Raw genomic sequence first — 20,246 nt, 5'->3', positions numbered from 1 at the left:
AGATGAGGGGGCGAAGGGATCAGGGGGATGGGGAGAATAAGGGAGTTGAGCAATCGGTAACGTGGGGTAGGCTAGCACCATCCTGCGGAGACCATCCCATATCCTGCCTCTGACCGTAACCTATCGTTTAGGCCTCTATTCAGCATCAAGGGTTTCTGTTTTTTTAGGTTTTGTAGCTCGCCGCGAAGTCTTGGGGCCAGCCGCTTTGCGGTTGGCAGTACTCCGGCGAGGCGCTGGCGGTTTGGGAGTCGTTGTCGATGCTGTTGCTTCCTTGGGCTTGTTAGCATTCGCCCCGTCCTCTCGCCGTGAGCCCGTTGGATTCAGCAGGGTCAGCTGTAGCTGCTGGCGCTGCGCTGGGTCTAAGTAATGCTTTTGGTAACCCTGCCACTGCTTCCAGGCGCGGTGGCGGCTATCGGTCAGCAGGGCAAACAGGGTGGGCATTTGGGCTTTAGCATCCGGTATCACATCTTCAAGAAAGGCTGACAGCACCATGCTGTCTTGCAGGTTGCCCAGGGTATCTTGCAGGTTGCTCAGGCGCTGAATATCGTCTTCGAGGCTGTTGGGATAGAGGTCGGACACCAGGCGCAGTTGATAGCGTACCCGTTTGACCTGCTTGCGCAGGCTGTGGAGTCGTGGGCCCTGGTCAGCAATCAGGGCATCGGTAGCCTTGAGGCTGAGGCGGGTGTTGACCGCCAGGCCGCTGCGGCTGGCTTTAGTGCCGACCAACCAACCGGGGTGTAGCCACAGCTGACTGATCAAAGGCAATACCAAGTCGGGCACTAGATAATCGGCGGACAAGGCCGCGATCGCACGATATCGGGGCTCGTCAACCCAGGCCGCTAGGGACTGCTTGAGATTGACGTAGCGATCGCCCTTGAGCAGCTGCTTGACCTGTTTGAACGTTTTGTGGCGCCGCTTGGCCAGGCGCAGCAGCACTTTTCCTAGGCAGGCTTGCTCGTTTTCGGGCAGATCGAGGGCGTAGCGATCGCGCAATATCATCCAGGTCACATCTAGGTCACGGAGCTGGCCTAGCTTGCAGCCGATTGCCGCGATCGCCGGCTCACGCCCCGCCTTAGGCAGGTCAAGGCCGACCTCAAACACCTGCACGGCGGTGCGCAGTCGCCGCAACCCCACCCGCATCTGGTGCAGGTTTTCGGGGTCAGTGTCAGCCAGCACGGGCTTTTTGTAAGCCGCCATGGCTTGCAGATAGTTTGCGATCGCCCCGTGGGCCAGTTCCCCTAGGTTGAGGGAGTGCAGCGCTGTTGCCATAGTTCTTCTCAATCGACCTGGTGTTGTGGTTTACCATGCCAGTGCCTGTTGTCGCAAGGCTGAATCAAGGCCCAAGTAGGCGATTGTAACCTTCACTTAATCTCTAACATAATCACTCCAGGCTGTGTGTTGGGCCTTGGTTTTCCGTAATATGAGGTAGTACAAGCTTGCTAATTACCTAGTCATCTAGGTGAGGTCAGGAGTTGTTAATCCCGTGAATGCTGCCCCTCTACCCCTACTAGAACTCACCGATCGCGTGCTGAGCATGGCTAAAACCGGAGTCTACCGCCAGTCGGTGTTTGAGGCCCTGGGGCCGGTGGCCACTCAGCGACAAATTCGCGATGCGATCGCCCAAGCCAAGCAATTTGGCCTCTACACGGTGTCGGCCCTACGCGATCGCGACCTGGGCACCTACTACCAGGTCGAGGCGGCCAGCTATGAGTCGTTTCAGACTGCCTCCAAGACCTTGGCAGACAAACACCCCCCAGCCGACCTGGCCGCCCAGGTCGTCGCCACCCACCACGCTTTACGCGCCATGCTAACCACCGTCGCCAGCAGCACCTTGGCGCTCAGCCTTCTGGGGGGCTGGTGCCTGCTCGATGGCCAAACTCAGCTAGGCCGAGGGCTCTGGCTAGGGGCGACGGTCGCTGGCAGCCTGTGGAGCATCCAGCGCTGGATTGCGCGGCGGGCGTTGGGTTGAGAGCCTGAGCGAGGTAGGCGGATAAGGTCAGGAGAACCGTCAAATCCCTATTGCCGGACAAAGGCATCGGTCGCCTCAATCAGGGCGCTGGTGATGCCAGGTTCCATGGCTGAATGGCCAGCTTCTTGCACCAGCACAAACTCAGCTTCGGGCCAAGCACGGTGAAGTTCCCAGGCTGTCGTAGCAGGGCACACCACGTCGTAGCGCCCCTGCACAATCACCCCGGGAATGTGGCGAATGCGGTGTACCTGCCGGAGCAAATAGTCATCGGTATCGAAAAAGCCACGATTGATAAAATAGTGGCACTCAATACGAGCAAAGGCCACGGCAAACTCATCTTCACTGAAGTGATGGAGCAGACCAGGGTCTTGTACCAGCTTACTCGTGCTGGCTTCCCAGACAGCCCAGGCGCGGGCGGCGGCCAGCCGCTCGTCTCCGTTATCACCCGTGAGTCTGCGGTAGTAGGCTGCCACCAAGTCATCGCGCTCATCAACGGGAATCGGAGCCAGGTATTGCTCCCAGGCATCGGGGTAGAGGTAGCTGGCACCTGCCTGGTAAAACCAGCGGATCTCGCGCTGGCGCAGGGTAAAGATGCCGCGCAAAATCAGGCCATTACAGCGATCGGGATGAGCTTGGGCGTAGGTCAAGGCCAATGTACTGCCCCAGCTACCGCCAAACACTGTCCAATTCTCAATGCCCAGGTGAACCCGAATTTTTTCGATGTCGCTGACTAATGCCCAGGTGGTGTTGTCTTCTAGGTCAGCGTGGGGCAGGCTTTTGCCGCAGCCCCGCTGGTCAAACAACACAATCCGCCAGCGCTGAGGATGAAAGAACTGGCGGTAAGTAGGGTTAGTGCCGCCCCCCGGCCCGCCATGCAAAAACACGACGGGCTTGCCCTCGAAATTACCGGCCTGTTCAATGTAGAGTCGATGGCGGTCTGAGACCGCTAAATATTCGGTGACATAGGGCTCAATAGCGGGGTAAAGATGACGCATGGCGATCGTCTAGTGCAGGCCGAGAAAGACAGAATGAGCCACACTATAGCCCAGCCTCCCTCGTCCTGGTGTTACCACTGAGATTCCGACGGCTCTGAAGGCTGAGACACCGTCGCCTCTACGGTGTCTTGACCATCAACTTGAAGATGGCTAGAGGTATCATCCCCAGGAATTATTGACGACTCCTGGGCAGTAGCTTTACCACCTGCCAGGCCCCCGTCTGCGGATCGCGCCTAGTCATGAAAGGGTTGCTTTTAAGGGGTTTGCTGCAGGGATTGGCCATAACGCTGGAGGTTGCAGTTCTGTACTCATAGTAAGAAATGACACACTGGCTGCGGGTGACCTACTGTGCCCGTTCTGGTGATGTTGTCGGCAGTTAGATGTGACTGAAGTCACAATGCTCAGGCACAATTAACCAATCAGACCTGGCCGGACGGTATCAACCAGCGCTCTGGGCCCAGAAGTTTGCGCCCAAATGATGCGGTTTTTGAAATCTGCGCTAACATCCTCATGACATCAGATAGGACGGGCAAAAAGTCGGTGCTGCTTGACCGTCTGCCGGTTCACCATCAAACCAATGGGCAGGAGTTGTGATGGCCATGCAAGAAGCAAGATTTGCGATCGCAAGATCGGAGAAAGTTAACCGCCCAAGCTGTGGGCGCAGGCTGGGTCGGTTTGCCGTGCAAACCACTGTAGCAACAGCGATCGCAGGAGTAGCAGCCGTGCTAGGGACGGCCTCAGCCGGCTTAACCCAGGGCTATGAGGCGGTACCACCGGTGCCAGCGGGGGCAGTACCAGTACCCGGAGCTGCCTTGCCGCAAACGCCCTCTGGCGACCAACAGTATTTGATCTATGTTACCGATACAAGCGAGGCCACCCTCAATCAGGTGCGGCAGGTTGAGCCCACGGCCTTTCGCACCACTTTTCAGGGGCAATCGGTGATTCAGGCTGGGCGCTTCAACATGTCTGGCAACGCTCAACAGCGCGTCACCGATTTAGCCGCCCTAGGGGTGCAGGCTGAGACCGCGCAAGTCGCGGCAGCGATCCCCTACTACGCCCAAACTGCGCCACTGCCCTCCAATGTCTATGCCTCGACCGGCAATTTACCCCCCCTGCCCGATGCCGCCCTGGCTCAGACCCCCGGTTCGGCAGGGGTGCCGGTGCCCACATTGCCGCCAGCCTCAGCCCAGGTGCCCCCAGCCCCTGGCAATGTAGAGTTTGGCCAAGAGCTAAATTACAGTACCCCCACCACTGGGATTCCGACTGAGCCCCCCAGTGGAGCTGTCATGCCGCCGCCCACTAGCGCTCCCCCCACCAGCAGCCCCACTAGCGCCCCCTTCTATGTGGTGATTCCCACCGATACAGAAGGATTGGGCACCGTCAGCAACCAGGTGATTCAGCTGGGCACACCGCCCGATCGCGTGCAGCAGCGCACCTCACCCCGAGGGCCTCACGTAGCAGTTGGGCCTTTTAGCGATCGCGGTTTAGCCAATCGCTGGAATGATTTTTACCGGGACGCGGGCCTTTCTAACAGCCGAGTTTTCTACGAGCGTTAGCCTGTCTGTCGTTGGAGTTTAGAGCCAGCAATCGATGACACGTGAGTATCAGCCCGCCACAGCAGCTGTCAACGGCATGTTGGGTGGGCTTTTCGATAAGCCGTTAGATCGGGTGGTCACAGCAGAACAAATGCGGGCCATCGAGGGTCAACTGTTTGAGATGGGCATGCCTGTGGCCGCGCTGATGGAAAAGGTGGCCGGGCGCGTTGCCGCCTGGATCATGGCCCAATTTCCGGTGCAGCCGTATTGGCGGGTCGGCATTGTCGCTGGGCCAGGGCATAACGGCGGCGATGCCCTAGTGGTAGGGCGTGAATTGGCCAGCCAAGGATACGCCGTGCAGGTATACACCCCTGCCAGCCAACCCAAGCCATTGACCGCCGATCATCTGCGCTACGTGCGGTACCTGGGCATTCCAGTCGGGGAGACGGTCGAACCCTGCGACCTACTCATTGACGGGCTATTTGGTTTTGGTCTAGAGCGTCCGATCGCCGGGGCGATGGCCGAGGTGGTAAGAGCCATCAACCGCATGGATTGCCCCGTCGTCAGCATTGACCTGCCCTCTGGATTGCACACTGATACCGGGGCCGTGCAGGGCGTTGCTGTAAAGGCCACCCATACCCTCTGCCTGGGCCTGTGGAAGCGGGCCTTTTGCCAAGACCAGGCGCTGGCTTATATCGGGCAACCCCGGTTAATCGACTTTGACATTCCCCCATCAGCCGTGGAGTCGGTTTTGGGGGCACTACCCCCGGTGCGGCGGGCAACCCTTGCTACCCTGCGATCGCGCCTGCCGATTCCTCGCCCCCCCGATACCCATAAGTACCGGATGGGGCATTTGCTGCTGGTAGCTGGGTCGCGGCCCTACGCTGGGGCGGCGCTACTGTCAGCCCTAGGGGCTCGAGCTAGCGGCGTCGGCATGCTCACCCTGGCGGTGCCCGAATCGCTGCGGTTGATGGCGGTAGCCCAGATTCCGGAGGCTCTGGTGGTGGGGTGTCCAGAGACCGCCAGCGGCGCGATCGCCTACCTGCCTGAGGATCTAGACCTCAACCGCTATAGCGCGATCGCCTGTGGCCCGGGTCTTAGCCGCGACGCGATGGCTACCATGCAAACGGTGGTCGATAGCTCGACCGCCCTCCTGCTCGACGCCGATGGCCTCAACCTGCTGGCTGACCTGGGAGCAGCAGCTACGTTGCCCCAGCGGCAGGCCGTCACCCTGCTCACCCCCCACCGGGGAGAGTTCGAGCGGCTATTTCCAGGTGTCCTAGCCGATGCCATAGACAGTGGGACGGCCGCCCAGATGGCGGCCAGTCGGTGTGGCGCGGGATTGCTGCTGAAGGGGGCCTGTACGGCGATCGCCCATCCCCACGGCACCCTTTGGTACGTACCCGACAGCACTGCCGCCCTCGCTCGGGGCGGCAGCGGCGACGTCTTAGCGGGTCTAATCGGCGGTCTACTGGCCCAAGAAATGGCGACGGCCCGGCCCGATGCCATCGATAGCGCGCTAGATACAGTCCTTGATGCGGCGCTAACCGGAGCCTGGTGGCACGGACAGGCGGCCCGTACCGCCGCCGCCGAGCGCACAGAACTGGGCGTTGACGGGGTGCATTTAGCCCAATATCTCAACCCGGTGCTGGCCCAGATGCTAGCCTGATGAGCGTGAGTTTATTTTTTGCTTTACCGGCTTTGTTTTCTTTCGAGTCAATCACCCCACCCGAGGGCTTTCGTCAGGGGGTAGTGCTGCTGGCCTACCTATTGGCCGTGATGTGGGCCTTAGCCATAGTGGACGTTGCCACTGGGCGGCGGGTGCTCAACCAGCTCAGCATTGTGCCTCGAGCTTTAGACGGGCTGCCCGGTATTGCGATCGCGCCGCTGCTGCACGGCGGCTTTGGTCACCTGGCCGCCAACTCGGGGCCATTGGTCATTTTGGGCACCATTATTTTGCTCCAGGGGTTAGAGGTGCTAGGGTTGGTAACCGTATTTTGCTGGCTGTTTAGCGGTATAGGCACGTGGCTATTCGGTCGCCCCGGCACCCGACACCTGGGGGCCAGCGGGGTAGTGTTTGGTTACCTGGGGTATATCTTACTGCGGGGTTATTTTGAACGCAGCCCGGGGGCGATCGCCGCCGCCGTCGTGGTCGGTTTACTCTACGGCAGCGCCCTCTGGGGGCTGCTGCCCCTACAGCAGGGCAAGTCGTGGGTTGGTCACGGCATGGGATTTTTGGGCGGCGCACTGGTAGCTCGCAACTTAGAAGCCATGCAAACCTGGCTGATGAACAACTCCGGTTGGTAGGGGCATTTCATCAAGATGCCCTTACTCAGCTCATCGAGCTAGACCTGTGCCCTAAAATCGCAAATTCAGGTTCTAAAATTGCCCATGGCCGACTCTCCCTCCCAGTTCACCCCCGCAGAGCTAGAGCGCTGGCAATTTGGCCTGAGTCAGGCCAATCTCAACAATATTCTCTGTCATTGCCGCGACTGTGATGCCACCTGGGTAGACTCCAGTGACGAAGCGCCCTGCGCCTGCGGTAGCCATCGGGTAGAGCACATCCCCTGCTGGCAATTTCCCGACGGGTAACGCCGCTAAGCCAGAAATGCCACTAGAGCTTCCAGCTTCTCCCAGGCTGCCCCGCTGGCGAGAATGGCTTTGGCCAGCGCAATCCCCTCAGCAATCGAGGCATCGAGAGTATCGGCACTCACTTTTTCACCGACTTTGAGCGCTAGAGCGGCATTCAGAGCCACCACATCTTGCTGGGCCTGGGTTCCCTTCCCCTGGAGCACGGCGGTCATAATCGCCGTATTGTCATCTACCTCGCCACCGCGCAGAGCACTCAGGGGAGCTGCCGTCAGCCCTAACGCCTGCGGATCGATCACGGTGCCAGTCACCTGGCCATTTTCGACCACCGACACATCGGTTTTATCGCCTAGCCCAGCCTCATCGAGACGTTCTCGCCCATGCAGCACCACCGCCTGGGGCATACCAAGCTGGTTTAGGGCTCCCGCCATAGCGGGCACCACCGATAGATCGTAGACCCCAATTACCTGGCCAGTGGGCTGTAGGGGGTTGACCAGTGGCCCCAGCAGGTTAAAGACCGTGCGTACCTTGAGTGTGCTGCGCAGAGGCGCTACGGCCTTCATCGCCGGATGCCAACCACGGGCAAAGAGAAAGGTGATCCCAACCTCATCGAGGGCAGCCTTGGCCTGCTCCGGCGGTGCCCCCAGATTGACGCCGAGGGCTTCTAGCACGTCGGCAGACCCCACCTTGCTCGATGCCGATCGATTGCCGTGCTTGGCTACTTTGATGCCCGCTGCCGCTGCGACAAACGCCACGCAGGTTGAAATATTGAACGTGTGCGCCCCGTCGCCGCCAGTGCCGCAGGTGTCAATGCAAGGGGTGGGGTGGTGAATTTTGCCCTCGCCGCCGAGGGATTGACCCTGGAGCACCCGCGCCATGCCCGCCAGTTCGTCCGCCGAAACGCCCTTGGCCTGGAGCGCTGCCAGCAACCCACCCGAGACCACCGGGGGAATTTCTTCACCTAGCCACCCCCGCATGAGGGTTTCGGCCTGCTCTTGACCGAGGGACTCGCCGACGATCAGACGCTGCAATAGGGCTGACCAGTCTGGGGTGGGGGCAGCGGGCATGGCTTGGGTCACGGCTGAGGCTCCTCGGATAGGTACAGGGCAGATGATCAACTCCTATCTAACCCCAGAATGACACCCTGGGCTACCGGCCATGGCTGAAAACGCATCGCCCCCTGCCCAACTTCTGCGGCGTGCCTGGGCCCAGGGCAAAACCCCTCAGCCCCCGCGCCAGGACAACAAGGCCCTAGGCATTGCGATCGCGGCAGCACAAGTATTGGTGCTGTTTTGGCGCTGGCCTGCGGTCTGCCGATTCAAAGCCATGCTCGACGCCGTGTGACTTTAAAGACATTGAGAAACCCCAAGAGTGCACATTAGCAACCCTAATGCGGAATTACTAAACATTTCGTAATCTTTTGTTACTGTGTAGATGTGAAGGCGATTCGTTAAACACTTCGGAGGTTTTATGACCTACACACTTAACGCTCCGGCGGTTTCCTCTGTTGGCTTGGCGACCCCGGTTTCCAGCGCAATTTCAGCCTTCAAGGGCTTGGCTACCGATGAGCAGCTGGGTTTGCTCTGGGTACTGTACGAAAACATGGGTCGAGCGATTACCCCTGCCGCCCCAGGGGCGGCCCGGCTCCAGTTTGCTGAGGGGCTCCTGGCCCAGGTACGGGACATGACTCCCTCGGAACAGCTCCAGTTTATGCGCGACCTGGTGGAGCGCAACAGCACCCCCGCTACCCGCGCCTACGGGGTACTGACCAACAACACCAAGCTAGCCTTCTGGTACCAACTGGCCGAAGCGATGCAGGCCGGCACCGTCATTCCTGTGCCCAGCTACTACAAACTGGGCGCAGCCGGTATTGCCATCTTTGGCCAAATTTCTAAACTCGACTTCAACCAGCAGATTACCGTGCTGCGCCAGGTCGTTGTTGCCATGGGGGTTGACCCCCTAGCCTAGGCAGGCGTCCCCAAAACCGGGTTTCCTGAGGCGGTGAAGGACTCATTCAGCTGCCCGTCAGGGAGCCCGGTTTTGGCATTTTCTGCTCAGGTATAGAGGCTAGACCCGGTCTGGCCTCATAGGTCGAAGCTAGCTATCTCTGGAGCATGACAATGAGACCGCAAACCGCCGAGGCAACCCTCGACCTGGCTACCGTTTCCCCGGTGGTGGAGCGCTACTTCGCCCAATTCAATGCCGCAGACTATCGGGCGGTGGCCATGCTATTCGCTACCGACGGCGTGCTGGTGGCCCCCTTTGAGGAACCTATTGTCGGCACCGACGCCATTTACATCTATCTCCAGGCCGAAGCCAGGGCCATGCGCGCTACGCCCGTGGAAGCTGACATCACCACGCACCCCAACGGCACGCAGCAGGTGGTGGTCAAGGGCCGCGTAAAAACCCTGCTCTTTAGCGTTAACGTGCGGTGGTCTTTTGTCGTGGCCGCAGCGAATAAAATTCAGTCTGTCGAAATTAAGCTGCTGGCGTCGCTGCAAGAACTAATACAGCTTGACCGCGGCTAGGCCGCTTTCACAATGGCAGGCTGACCCCAGGCCGCAGTGAGTAGCGATCGCCCAAGATTGAGGTGCTGAGGGGCACATTGCCAGTCTGGGTGAGCCGTGAGTAGTAGCGATTCTAATGATTCTGCATCGAACAAGTGCCACACCTCTGCACTGGTAGAGGTGTCTGCGATCGCATAGCAGTTTGTGGCTACACAGTGAATGGTTAGGCGATCGCCTAACTCCGTAGGCAACGTTAGCTCTTGGCCAGTAGATAGCGCCCTAAAGCTGCCGATTGCTTGCTTAAATGCCTCTGAACCCTGGGTAGTTAACCCTGATAGTGCCCGTACCGAGCGACCATCACCATTGACATAGATCCAGTAGCGGCGTAGAGGGTCAATCCCTTGGAGCCAAGGAGATTCGTCATCTAGGCGATAGCGGGGTGCTAAGGAGAGCTCAGAGAACATTAGCTTTATCGAAGTATCGTGAGCAACCCTTTTAGCATGGTGTAATCACCCAGATTTTCTCAACGTAGCGCAACAAAAGTTTAGGGAAACTAATAGGTGGCTTTAGGCTCAGTGATATAAAAGAAAATCTGGGGCAAAAGGCGGAAGCAACCGGAGTGGGGGTAGGCAATGTAGGTACTGTAGGCATTTAAGAGTATTCCACCTAAAAAACATCCCGATCAGGAACGCGAACTCGGCCCACTGGGTCGGTCGCAGAAACTGACACCTACACCCATCGCTCCAGAAGGGCATGCAGAATGTCGTAACCAAGCTGGCGATGGCTATAAAAAGCGAACCCCAACGTAGATACTAATCACTACCAGTTGCAGGCTCATCAGCGGCAGACCGTAGCTCAAAAACAACCGAAAGGAGATGGGTTTGCCGTGCTGCTCGGCGATGCCAGCCGCCACAATATTTGACGAAGCTCCCACCAGAGTTCCATTGCCGCCCAGGGTGGCTCCAAACATCATGGCCGCAAATAGGGGCAGAATCTCGGCAGGCACTTGCCCGGCAAAGTCGGGGGATAGTAGCTCTGACCCAGCCAAATTTGCATTCACCAGGTACTCCTTCACCAGCGGCACCATGGCCACCACCAGCGGAATATTGGGAATTAGGCTGGAGAGAATGCCGGTGACAAACAAGAGCAGCATCGCCCCCAGGGCAATGTTCTGACCGATGACTCCTCCCAGTAGTCCTGCCGCCTGGCTGATTACCCCGGTCTCTTGCAGGCCACCGATCAGCACAAACACGCTCATAAAGAAGACCAGGGTGCTCCAGTCCACATCGCGCAGAATATTTTGCACGGTGTCGATGCCGCTGTGGTGGGTGAGCAACAGGCAAAGGGCGGCCCCCAGTAGGGCGATCGCCGCTGGAGAAATCGGCACCGGCAGGCTGTCGCCCACCACAAACATCACCAGCACTAGGGCCACAACAAAGCCGCCCAAGACCAGCATGCGAGGATGATTGACCTGGGGGCGGGGCAAATGATCGAGATCGTCGAGCGTCTTGTTCCAGGTATGGGGAAAGAGCAGGGGCAGCATGACGACAATAGTGGCGATCGCGATCACGCCCCCCAGGCTCATCTGGAACAGATAGTCCCAAAAGCTCAGATTGATCGAGTCGCCGACAATGAACGTAGCCGGGTCGCCCACCAGGGTCAGCAGGCCAGCACTGTTGGCAACAAACACCATCAAAATTAGTAGCGGCACGACATTGACATTCAGTTCTGCCGCCATCGGTGGAATCAGCGGTGCCAGCAGCATGACCGTGGTGGCGTTGGGCAGCACGGCGCAGATCGGGGTGGTAATGGCCACAATCCCCAGTAGCAGGCGCTTGCCTTCGCCGCGGGCCATGAGCACCATCTGGGTGGCCAGGTAGGCAAAGATATTGGTGGGTTCAAAAGCCCGCACCATCACCATTACCCCAAAGAACAGGGCCAGAGTGGCATGGCTGTAGCCAATATACCCAATCGCTTGATCGAGGGTAAGCACATGCAAAAAGATCAGCAGCATTGCCCCCAAAAAGGCCGCAATGGTCAGGTGTAGGCGCTCAGTAGCAATCAGGGCCAAGACCCCCAAAAAGATCACCGCGTCGGTGATCTCAGACCAGGTTTCCATAGTCTGTCTCCTTGTTTTTTGGTGCTATACAGAGTTCCAGCGATGAACAGGGTTCACCGAGGAAAGACCGATGTAGGAGAACTACGGATAGCGCTAGAAAAAGCTTCCAGTACGTTCTCTCCCAAGGCCGACGGAGTTAGCTGACGGGCGAGGGGTGAGAGATCCCCTTCTCTGGCGATGCGTTTCGCCCTGAGATAAGCCCCAAAAATTGGGTCCTCCGCTCCAACCAAGGCTGGATTAGGCTGCGTAACTATTAAGTTTGAATGAAAATCTAACACATCTGGCAGGTATCAACAATCGCGATCGTAGGCTCAGCCACCTAGTCGGTAAACTCACGCCGGGTCAGGGATGACCCTGTCGGCGGCAGTAGAGTTGCCAAGATCAGGCTCTGGGCCAGGGGCATTTGTCCATAGGTAAACCCATGGGCCAGCGTATCTAGATCGAGCTGTAATTGTTCGAAGGCGTAGGGGCTGCCGTAGATCACCACCCCACGCAACAGATTAACCGCTTGAAGAGCCTGAATCCAAGTAGTGGCCAAGTCCATCAGGGGAGCCGCTCCCCGAAACGGGTTGCCCCGCACGAAGATCTGTACCAGGCTAGGCCGAAGATGCTCTGGCTGAGGCCATTGCCTGCAACCTTGGGTATCAACTAGTTTGAGCTGGTAATGGGACTGCTGAGGCTCACACAGTACGGGCGCTGTACGGCCTAAAAACCGACAGTCGGTCGCATCATCCACGAGCACAAGGTTATCGCCGGGGGCAGTAGCGGTGCAGGGCTCGATCTGGCCTCGCACTGTCATAGACGCGGTGAGTATATCAGTTGCAAGCTGTTGGGTAGCAGGCTGGGCCAGCGCGCGAAGGTCAATCGGGGGTGGTGGCAGATGCTCCCAGGCATGGCCCGCACCATTGGGAAGCAGGGCTGGGGCGGCTTTTTGCTTGGCACGCCAGAGACGTTCAACGCTGGCCAAAATCCGCTCTGGGGCGATGCGGCCTAAATTTACGGCTTCTACTACGGCGGCGATCGCCCCTTCTGGGTCACCGGGCATCAGCAACACGTCTGCCCCTGCTTCGACCGCTAGCACGGCGGCTTCGTAGGGGCCATAGGTATTGGCGATCGCCCCCATAACCAAAGCATCGGTCACGATCAGGCCCTCAAAACCCAGCTGCTGACGCAATAGGCCGGTCAGCGTAGGGGCCGACAGGGTGGCGGGGTAGCGGGTATCGAGGGCGGGGATGTGCAGGTGGGCGGTCATGACGGTGTCTACCCCGGCAGCGATTGCCCGCTCAAAGGGCACCAGCTCAAGGGCCTTGAGTCGCTCCATACTGTGGGGCAGCCCTGGCAGCGCCAGGTGAGAGTCGGTCGCCGTGTCGCCATGCCCTGGAAAGTGCTTGGCCGTGGTTAACACTGGCTGGGTTTGTGCCCCACGGATGAATGCCTGGGTCAGAGCGTTGACCTGACCCAATTCATCTCCAAAGGCCCGCACGTTAATCACCGGGTTATCGGGATTGTTGTTGACATCTACCACCGGGGCCAGCACCCAGTTCAGGCCAATTGCCAGGGATTGGGCGGCGGTGGCGGCCCCAAAGGCTTGGGCGTAGGCCAGAGCGCTGGTCAGATCCCGCCGGGCGATCGCCCCCAGAGCCATCGGCGGCGGAAACCAGGTGGCCCCGCTAAACCGCTGGCCCACTCCTTCTTCAATATCGGCGGCGATCAGTAGGGGAATGCGGGCCTGAGTTTGAAGCGCCTGGGTTTTGAGCCCCACTTCGGCGGCACTCCCCCCCAGCAAAATTACGCCGCCCACACCCAGTTCTTCTACATAGCGGCTGAGGGTAGCGCTGTCTGCCTCCCAGGCAGGGTAGCAAATTTCGTGATCAAACAGATGACCGGAGGCCCGCACCACAACCATCTGAGCCACCTGTTCGGCAAACGATAGGCTGTCGGAGGCAGGCAAGCGGGATGTTGCGATCGCCCCTGAGCGATCGCCTCTAACGTCTTCTTGACTCACTCATCAGCACTCTCAGCGGTAGGCAGGTCCACCCAAGCATTAGCCCCGTCCCCTAGGTTTTCTACGTCACCATCAACCAACTCAGGAATCTCCTTCTCGTCTCTCTCCTGGCTGAGTTGGTTAATCAACGACAGCACCCGTGTGCCCCGCTCCATACCCCGGTCTTCTTTAAATAGAATCTCGGGAGTACGCCGTAGCCGCAGCCGCTTGCCCAATTCACTGCGGACAAAACCTGTTGCTGCCCCCAGCCCCGCCATAGTTTCGGCCTTAGCTGCGTCGGTACCGTAGATGCTGACAAATACTTTGGCGTGCTGTAAATCACCTGATACAGCGACATCGGTAACACTTACCATGCCTGCCCCGACCCGGTCATCCTTAATACTTGACATCAACATCTGGCTAACTTCCCGCTTAATGAGGGAGGCCACCCGCTCAATACGACGGCTGTTGGCCATAGGTCTATGCTCCTGGATATGATCGATTAGCGCGGCCCAAACCTGGCCCGCCAGGTCAAAAGCATTGGGCAATAACCAGACTAACAGCTTTACTCCTCACGAGGTGAAGTTACTGGCCATCTGGTGGTCACCTAAGGTTGCAAACTGAATTCAGGATGTTTAACCATGCTTCATAGGCAAATCTCGGACTTCGTAAAAAGTCCCCCCCAAGCATGCCTTGATCATTCATCAATGGCGATCTTTAGTCCCTAAAATAGCTGGCAGTTTATTGCCTAGAGGGGTTTTACCAATAAATCCGCTCAAACCCTTAGCCCCAGCAGGAGTAGCTTCATAGTTCGTGTAGTAACCGTAAGGGAGCACGTTCTCCCCCTTCACAGCATTAACAACCAGCCCAATCACTGAGCTTGTAGTCAGCCTCAGCTGTTCAAGGATATTATCCAGCTCGGCTCGCTTTAAACCTTCCAGATTAGCTACCAACAATAGGCCATCGGTTTGGGCTGACATTAGGTATGCATCGGCAAATCCTAGCATCGGCGGAGTGTCATAAATCACTAGGTCAAATTCTTGGCGAGCCCGTTGTACAAATCTTTCCATGGCGTCAGACGAAATGATCCGCGTAGGGTCAGAGGGCAAGACGCCTGCGGGCAACACCCATAGATTAGGTTCAAATGAGAAAGGCTGCGCTAGCTTGTCAACATTGAACCCGTCCCCAAGTAAATTGGTTAATCCCCTATCGCCATCTACCTGCCCATAGCGGTGTAGACTAGGGCGGCGCAGGTCAGTATCAACTACTAAAACCCGTTCGCCCATCATAGCGGCGGCTAAAGCCAGATAAAAACTGACCGTCGTTTTACCCGCATTAGGTGAAACTGAGCTCACGGCCATAGTAGTGTAGGGCCGATCAGGGTTGCTGAGCTTAATAGTGGTGTAGAGCGATCGGAAAGACTCAAAAAATGGAACATTCATCAGTTGAGCCCAATCTTCTTGCGAAAAATTGGTCAGGGTTTGACTCTCAGCCATTTGCCGCAATTGCTGCAGCCAAGTACTGTCAGATTCCATCAGTGGATCTAAGGGGACAGTCCCTAGAAGCGGCAGACCTGTCGCAGCTTTCAGTTCTTCAATAGAATAAATCTTACCGCTGAAGCGATCGCGAAATAGCGCCACACCAGAGCCCAGCAATAGTCCTAGAACAGTGCCTAGCACCAGACTACGTTTAGCACTAGATGCCGAAGCATACGGTTCATCAATCGGTGCTAAAAGCTCCCACGGACTCTGACGTTGGGCCGCTTCAAGGCGCAATGTTTCTCGCTTAGATATAAACTGGTTCAAGTTATCTGTGGCAAACTGAATTTCTCGCTGAATATCGTTATATTGTCGGCTAGTCGTTGCTAGAGTCTCAAGTTGCTGGTTTAAACTGTTGATGGTATTCCGAATTCCTTGCTCCCTAACCCGAAGTTCTCCAATTGTATTAGCCAACTGTCGCTGTACCCGTTCCCCTTCCCGCCTCAGGACTGGGAGTAAATTTTCTCGCTGATCTTCAATCACTGCTATCTCAGGGCTTTCATTGAGATAGAGCGCAGATTGTGCCGACAGTTGACTATCGACCTCTACAAGTTTCGTTAATAGGTTTTGATAGTTTGGATCAGCAGCTAGAGTGGGGGAAGCCGCCAAATCTCGACTTCTTGCCAGTTCACCTTGAAGATCTTGGTAGCTTTTTTCTCTCTCTCTAATTTCTACTTGTAAGGCTAGAGCTTGCTGGGTAAATCCCCCAATCTGTTGTGTAAGCTGCGCTCCTTGGGAAACCGGATCAACTAAGTTAGATGATTGCCGTAGACTTTCCAGCCGGGATTCTGCAATTTCTACTCGTTGCTGTAACGTTGGCAGTTGCTCATCGACGAAGGCAATTCCGCGAAGCAAGTCTCTCTGGCGATCTTCAAGACCAAAATCTAGATAAGCCTCAGATAAATACTCCAGCACAGCCATGGTCTTCTCTTTATCGGGAGAGCCATAGGAAACAATCAGAACATCCTCAGCTTCGGGGGAGATTGCCAGAACAAGGTTTCCATAAATTTCGTCATAGGTTGTTCCAGGAAACTGAGCTTGGAGTCTCTCCACCACTGGATCGATAACTCGCGGACTGAGCAAAACCTTAAGCTTAGTCGCGTTTAACGAAAGCTCTGATAGGGCAGCGGGATCCTGCTGGCCTTCGGCAGCAGCAGAAACAATAGTACTTTCAACCGTAACTGGACTAGTTAACAGCTCAAAATCCCCTTGATATGAGGGATTATCGACCACTGCTTTCAATACAGCCGCCGAAGCCGTCAAGGTTGTAATGCCAGCAATCAGCAGTGCATGACGCCGCAGGGCCGAGAAAACTCTACCTAGCTGCAACCCTCCCTCGGCATCGTCATCATTCTGCGGTTTAGGTATAAATTGAGAGCTATCAGAAATCATAAAAGAAACCATGAACAAAACGTCAGGGTCAAGTTAATCAAATAGTTGAAGTAGCGTAGCTGGGACGGTGAATAATGTCAAAGCTCGACCTAGAGGAGTAGCTACATTGTCTAACGCGTCGCCCACAGTAGCTGCAGCAGATCGATTCACAATGATTACATCATTATTCCTGAGACCAGGGTTATTAGCTTCGTTGACGCCGGCCGCAAAATCTATTGGCAAAGAGCGTCGGCTAACCGTGCCATCAGGATTGAGACGAATCAGCTCGACATCAATTTTTCTGGCCCGATTGTTAAATCCTCCAGCAGCCAGCAGTCCTTGATTCAACGGTGTATTCGGTGGCACCTCTACTGGGCCAGGTGTCGCTACTTCTCCAACCACATTAATTCTAATGGAGTTAGGGGAGAAACTAGCCGCAGCCAATTCTGTTGCATCGCTCGGCAATAGAGTTGTCGCGGTGGGCACGTAGACCGTATCTCCCTCTTGGAGAATAATGTCTTCGCTGAGATCTCCAGTCTGTAGAAGGTTCCAAAGATTTACATCAATTTCCTGGCGATCGCCGCCTCGAGTTCGCCTAAATACCTGCACTCCCCTGACATCGGCATCAGGTTTTATACCCCCAGCCACCTGAATTGCCCGAGTAACTGTCGGTAGCACAGCAGAACCTGTGGCTTGTCCCTGGAGACCCGCACTGGTGGTTTGTGTCGTGCCCGTTACAGTATGAGGCCCAGGCCGAAACACTTCTCCCACAACGGCAACGTTAAGAGATTCACTATCACTAGAGGCAAAGCTAGCTGCGTTAGTCTGGGCAGATTGTACGCGGTCGAACTGCTCAACCGTAGGCACCAGAATGGAGTCCCCATCTCGGAGCGTTAGGTCATAGCCAATATTTCCCGTCTGCAAAAACTCCCATAAATCTATGGTGACAGTCCGGCTAATACCATCCTGTGTCAGTCGCTGAATCTCAACCTGCCTGATATCGGCTAGCTGAGTAACGCCTCCGGCAAGTTCTAAGGCCCTGATGAGTGTGGGGAACTGTGTACCTTCTCGGGTCAAGGTGTAAGCACCGGGTTGAGACACTTCACCCCCTACACCAATACGCAGAGGGCGAGGGGTAACCAGCGAAAGGGTCACAATCGGGCGACGTAGTCTACTGGCATAGGCATTACTAACCGCTGCTGTCGCAGCCTCCATCGTTAACCCGCCGACCATGACTGAGCCCGCCCCCGGTAGATTGAGAGTACCATCTACCACAACCTCATAAGTACCGTCGTACTGAGTGGCCATGAAGACTGTAAGGGCCAGCTGGTCTCCTGGCCCGAGGGTATAGCGCTCATCGACCGAGGGGACACCCCTTCCCTGGGCGGTCAGGTTATACTCCATCGCAGCCTGAGGCAGCGGGAAATCGGCAGCAGCGAAAGCAGGCGCGGCTACCCCAACGGAAACCCCCAGGAACGCCAGAGCCAACAATTGGCGGGGCAAACAGCATGGCCGACCTACCGCTTGACCCAACTGCTTAATCACCATAGTTAAGTTTAAATAAGATAGGTTTGATTTATTCATATTGATTCACCGAGGAATCCTAAATACTGAGCCGTAGATCCGCCAACATAGAGATTTGAAGCCTTACTTAGCGAACCCACTTGGGACTCAGCTCTTAAGATCTTCATTCAAATGTAAATTTCTCTTAATTTCACCCTGTCAACAGTGCTATCTACTCCAGTTCATGATTTGTTCAACCCTGTCAACCACTCTCGAGTTTAATGCACCGCATCCTCATCTCAGTATACTCACCAGGTTTACGATTCTGCTTTGACTTCAAATCTCTCGTGTAAGGCTTCATAAAAAATTCATGCTTTTTGAGGGCAACAGAAGTCCTTTTGCAGAAGTGCTGGAGCATAGTTTAATCATTTTATGCAGTTATAGCCATCGCCACGAAGGTTAGGACGTTTCCCTAGATAACCTACCAGCGATGACTATACGCCAGCTCGCTGCCCCAGTTTTTGCGGTTGGCGATTGTCTATGTCCTAAGCGAACTGGCCAGCGCTATATATTGTTTTTCATTCACTAGATTCAGGCGTTGGGCGACCAGGAGAAACTACTAAATTTTTGAGGAAAATCCTAGACATAAGGACACAAGACTGGGCTCTTATGTCTGTATATAAGGATGATATTGAGAGTGCTCGATCCAGCTTTGCGGTATTCAGCGTGATTAGTTTATTCAAGTGTAATTTTTCTAAATGCTTGGTATGCAAACGGCAAATACTCTCCAACCTGTCTAGTAAACGGAAAGCTATTTGAAGGTCAGTAGATAAGCAATAAACAAGTTCAGGGATAGAAAATGTTCTGATCGAGAATCATTAGGCAACGATTCAATATTCGGGAACTATGCAATATAGCTAAAAGCCGCACTCTCACGACTGTCTAGATCTTTCCATTCGCAGCAACTACCAGCCCTCGAGCGTCTGCTTTAGGTGACCGTTCCAATGTAAGTCTATGCAAGGGCGATCGCAGGCACGGGGGCGATCGCAGACCTCGGCAACGGCTCTGGCATCCATATTTTTGATGATTACATTGCTTTAGAGTGGCGTGCCCGAGAGAGCAGAGCCATCTATTCTTTCCCTCTGCAGTCTATCGAAGGGCTGGGCAAGTGGCAGGCAACCCAATGGTTGGGAGCCAACTCTCTTAGCATCGGCATGGCTTGCTGGCAGCGGTCTTCACCCCTGGGGCAGCGACCGTAGAGGCGGCAAACGCTGGGGTTGGGGTCAATGGGGCTGCGGGGCTCCCCGGTCAGGGGAATCGGATGGGGCTTGGCCTCAAAGCTGGGGATGGCTGAAATCAGCGCCTCAGTGTAGGGGTGGCGCGGGTGGTTAAACACCTGTTCGACGGGGCCAGCCTCAATAATTTGACCCAGGTACATGACTAGGATGCGATCGCACAGCAGCCGCACCACGTTCAAATCGTGGGAGACAAACAAATAGCTCATGCCCAGCCGCGCTTTCAAATCGGCCAGCAGGTGCAAAATCACCGCCTGCACCGACACATCCAGCGCCGATGTCGGCTCATCGAGCACCAGTAGCTTGGGGTTGAGGGCAATGGCTCGGGCAATGCCCACCCGCGCCTTTTGCCCCCCCGACAGCTGGTGGGGAAAGCGGCTCAACAGTTCCTGGGGCAGCCCCACCAGCTCCGCCAGCTCCGCCGCTCGCTCCTGAAGCTGGGTCTGATCTTGCACATTGCTCAGCCGCCGAATCGGTTCGGTAATGGTGTCGTAGGCGGTGAAGCGGGGGTTGAGGCTGTCGGTCGGGTCTTGAAACACCAGCTGAATCCCCGCCCGATAGGGGCTCTGGGGAAACTGCCGCACGGCAATCGTGCTCAAAATCGTGTCGTCAAAGCGAATTTCCCCCGAGGTGACATCCAGCAGCCGCGTAATCAGCCGAATCAGCGTGGACTTGCCACAGCCCGATTCGCCCACCAGGCCCAGGCTTTCCCCCGGCTGAATGTCGAAGGAGACATGATCGACGGCGTGGAGGTGCGCCTGCTTGCCCACGGGGAAGGTTTTGCAGAGATCGTGGACGTGGAGGAGAGGGTGGGTGGTGACGGGAGGCATGGGTGGATGGG

18 protein-coding genes and 1 riboswitch are annotated in these 20,246 nt (G+C 56.4%); of the genes, 8 read left to right on the top strand and 10 right to left on the bottom strand.

Going from position 1 to position 20,246, the window contains the following annotated elements; translation table 11 throughout:
• Positions 1-135: 135 nt before the first annotated feature.
• Positions 136-1,269 (bottom strand): CHAD domain-containing protein, encoded by a 1,134-nt coding sequence (locus tag IQ254_RS20740; RefSeq protein ID WP_193968062.1) that lies wholly within the window; start codon positions 1,267-1,269, stop codon positions 136-138.
• Positions 1,270-1,483: 214 nt separating this feature from the next.
• On the opposite strand from IQ254_RS20740, the gene IQ254_RS20735 reads away from it, so the two are divergent.
• A complete protein-coding gene (locus tag IQ254_RS20735; protein WP_313887516.1) occupies positions 1,484-1,969 on the top strand; it encodes a hypothetical protein in 486 nt (161 codons plus the stop codon).
• Between the two features lie 47 nt (positions 1,970-2,016).
• Here IQ254_RS20735 and pip read toward each other — a convergent pair whose 3' ends face one another.
• A complete protein-coding gene (gene pip, locus IQ254_RS20730; RefSeq protein WP_193968060.1) occupies positions 2,017-2,964 on the bottom strand; it encodes a prolyl aminopeptidase in 948 nt (315 codons plus the stop codon).
• 599 nt (positions 2,965-3,563) lie between these two features.
• Here pip and IQ254_RS20725 point away from each other — a divergent pair.
• The 4 genes from IQ254_RS20725 (at position 3,564) to IQ254_RS20710 (ending at position 7,091) form a co-directional block, all read left to right on the top strand.
• Positions 3,564-4,520, top strand: a complete 957-nt coding sequence (locus IQ254_RS20725) for a hypothetical protein (protein ID WP_193968059.1) — start codon at positions 3,564-3,566, stop codon at positions 4,518-4,520.
• Positions 4,521-4,596: 76 nt separating this feature from the next.
• Positions 4,597-6,168 (top strand): NAD(P)H-hydrate dehydratase, encoded by a 1,572-nt coding sequence (locus IQ254_RS20720; RefSeq protein ID WP_193968065.1) that lies wholly within the window; start codon positions 4,597-4,599, stop codon positions 6,166-6,168.
• Positions 6,169-6,200: 32 nt separating this feature from the next.
• Complete coding sequence (locus IQ254_RS20715; protein WP_228040938.1) at positions 6,201-6,806, top strand: rhomboid family intramembrane serine protease; 606 nt, start codon at positions 6,201-6,203, stop codon at positions 6,804-6,806.
• 84 nt (positions 6,807-6,890) lie between these two features.
• Positions 6,891-7,091 (top strand): hypothetical protein, encoded by a 201-nt coding sequence (locus IQ254_RS20710; protein WP_193968057.1) that lies wholly within the window; start codon positions 6,891-6,893, stop codon positions 7,089-7,091.
• Between the two features lie 5 nt (positions 7,092-7,096).
• Here IQ254_RS20710 and trpD read toward each other — a convergent pair whose 3' ends face one another.
• Entirely contained in the window at positions 7,097-8,155 is a 1,059-nt protein-coding gene (trpD, locus tag IQ254_RS20705; RefSeq protein WP_193968064.1) for an anthranilate phosphoribosyltransferase, read from the bottom strand.
• Between the two features lie 91 nt (positions 8,156-8,246).
• On the opposite strand from trpD, the gene IQ254_RS20700 reads away from it, so the two are divergent.
• The 3 genes from IQ254_RS20700 (at position 8,247) to IQ254_RS20690 (ending at position 9,616) form a co-directional block, all read left to right on the top strand.
• Complete coding sequence (locus IQ254_RS20700) at positions 8,247-8,432, top strand: hypothetical protein (protein ID WP_193968056.1); 186 nt, start codon at positions 8,247-8,249, stop codon at positions 8,430-8,432.
• Positions 8,433-8,558: 126 nt separating this feature from the next.
• A complete protein-coding gene (locus IQ254_RS20695; protein WP_193968055.1) occupies positions 8,559-9,056 on the top strand; it encodes an orange carotenoid protein N-terminal domain-containing protein in 498 nt (165 codons plus the stop codon).
• A gap of 152 nt (positions 9,057-9,208) precedes the next feature.
• On the top strand, positions 9,209-9,616 hold the full coding sequence (locus IQ254_RS20690; protein WP_193968054.1) for a ketosteroid isomerase family protein: 408 nt from the start codon (positions 9,209-9,211) through the stop codon (positions 9,614-9,616).
• Here the strand turns inward: IQ254_RS20690 and IQ254_RS20685 are convergent.
• From IQ254_RS20685 to IQ254_RS20655, 7 genes are all read right to left on the bottom strand, one after another.
• Positions 9,613-10,059 carry a hypothetical protein gene (locus tag IQ254_RS20685; protein ID WP_193968053.1) on the bottom strand — a complete coding sequence of 149 codons (447 nt, stop codon included), beginning with the start codon at positions 10,057-10,059 and terminating at the stop codon, positions 9,613-9,615. The genes IQ254_RS20690 and IQ254_RS20685 overlap by 4 nt on opposite strands.
• 320 nt (positions 10,060-10,379) lie before the next feature.
• The gene (locus IQ254_RS20680; RefSeq protein ID WP_193968052.1) at positions 10,380-11,714 is read right to left on the bottom strand and encodes an ArsB/NhaD family transporter; all 1,335 of its coding nucleotides are present in this window, start codon (positions 11,712-11,714) and stop codon (positions 10,380-10,382) included.
• A 111-nt stretch (positions 11,715-11,825) separates the two neighbouring features.
• Positions 11,826-11,968: riboswitch (cyclic di-AMP (ydaO/yuaA leader) on the bottom strand.
• Between the two features lie 65 nt (positions 11,969-12,033).
• Positions 12,034-13,719 (bottom strand): glycoside hydrolase family 3 N-terminal domain-containing protein, encoded by a 1,686-nt coding sequence (locus tag IQ254_RS20675; protein WP_313887514.1) that lies wholly within the window; start codon positions 13,717-13,719, stop codon positions 12,034-12,036.
• Positions 13,716-14,174: a 30S ribosome-binding factor RbfA gene (rbfA, locus tag IQ254_RS20670; protein ID WP_193968051.1), complete on the bottom strand. Its 459-nt coding sequence runs from the start codon at positions 14,172-14,174 to the stop codon at positions 13,716-13,718. Before rbfA ends, IQ254_RS20675 begins: the two co-directional genes overlap by 4 nt.
• Before the next feature lie 228 nt (positions 14,175-14,402).
• Entirely contained in the window at positions 14,403-16,640 is a 2,238-nt protein-coding gene (locus IQ254_RS20665; RefSeq protein ID WP_193968050.1) for a tyrosine-protein kinase domain-containing protein, read from the bottom strand.
• Between the two features lie 21 nt (positions 16,641-16,661).
• Positions 16,662-18,155: an SLBB domain-containing protein gene (locus tag IQ254_RS20660; RefSeq protein ID WP_193968049.1), complete on the bottom strand. Its 1,494-nt coding sequence runs from the start codon at positions 18,153-18,155 to the stop codon at positions 16,662-16,664.
• A 1,084-nt stretch (positions 18,156-19,239) separates the two neighbouring features.
• A complete protein-coding gene (locus tag IQ254_RS20655; protein ID WP_193968048.1) occupies positions 19,240-20,235 on the bottom strand; it encodes an ABC transporter ATP-binding protein in 996 nt (331 codons plus the stop codon).
• Positions 20,236-20,246: the final 11 nt, after the last annotated feature.

The sequence above is a fragment of the Nodosilinea sp. LEGE 07088 genome (assembly GCF_015207395.1).
Lineage (GTDB): Bacteria > Cyanobacteriota > Cyanobacteriia > Phormidesmidales > Phormidesmidaceae > Nodosilinea.
The sequence above is the reverse complement of the archived record's forward strand: the minus strand, read 5'-3'. Positions and strand labels throughout refer to the sequence as shown.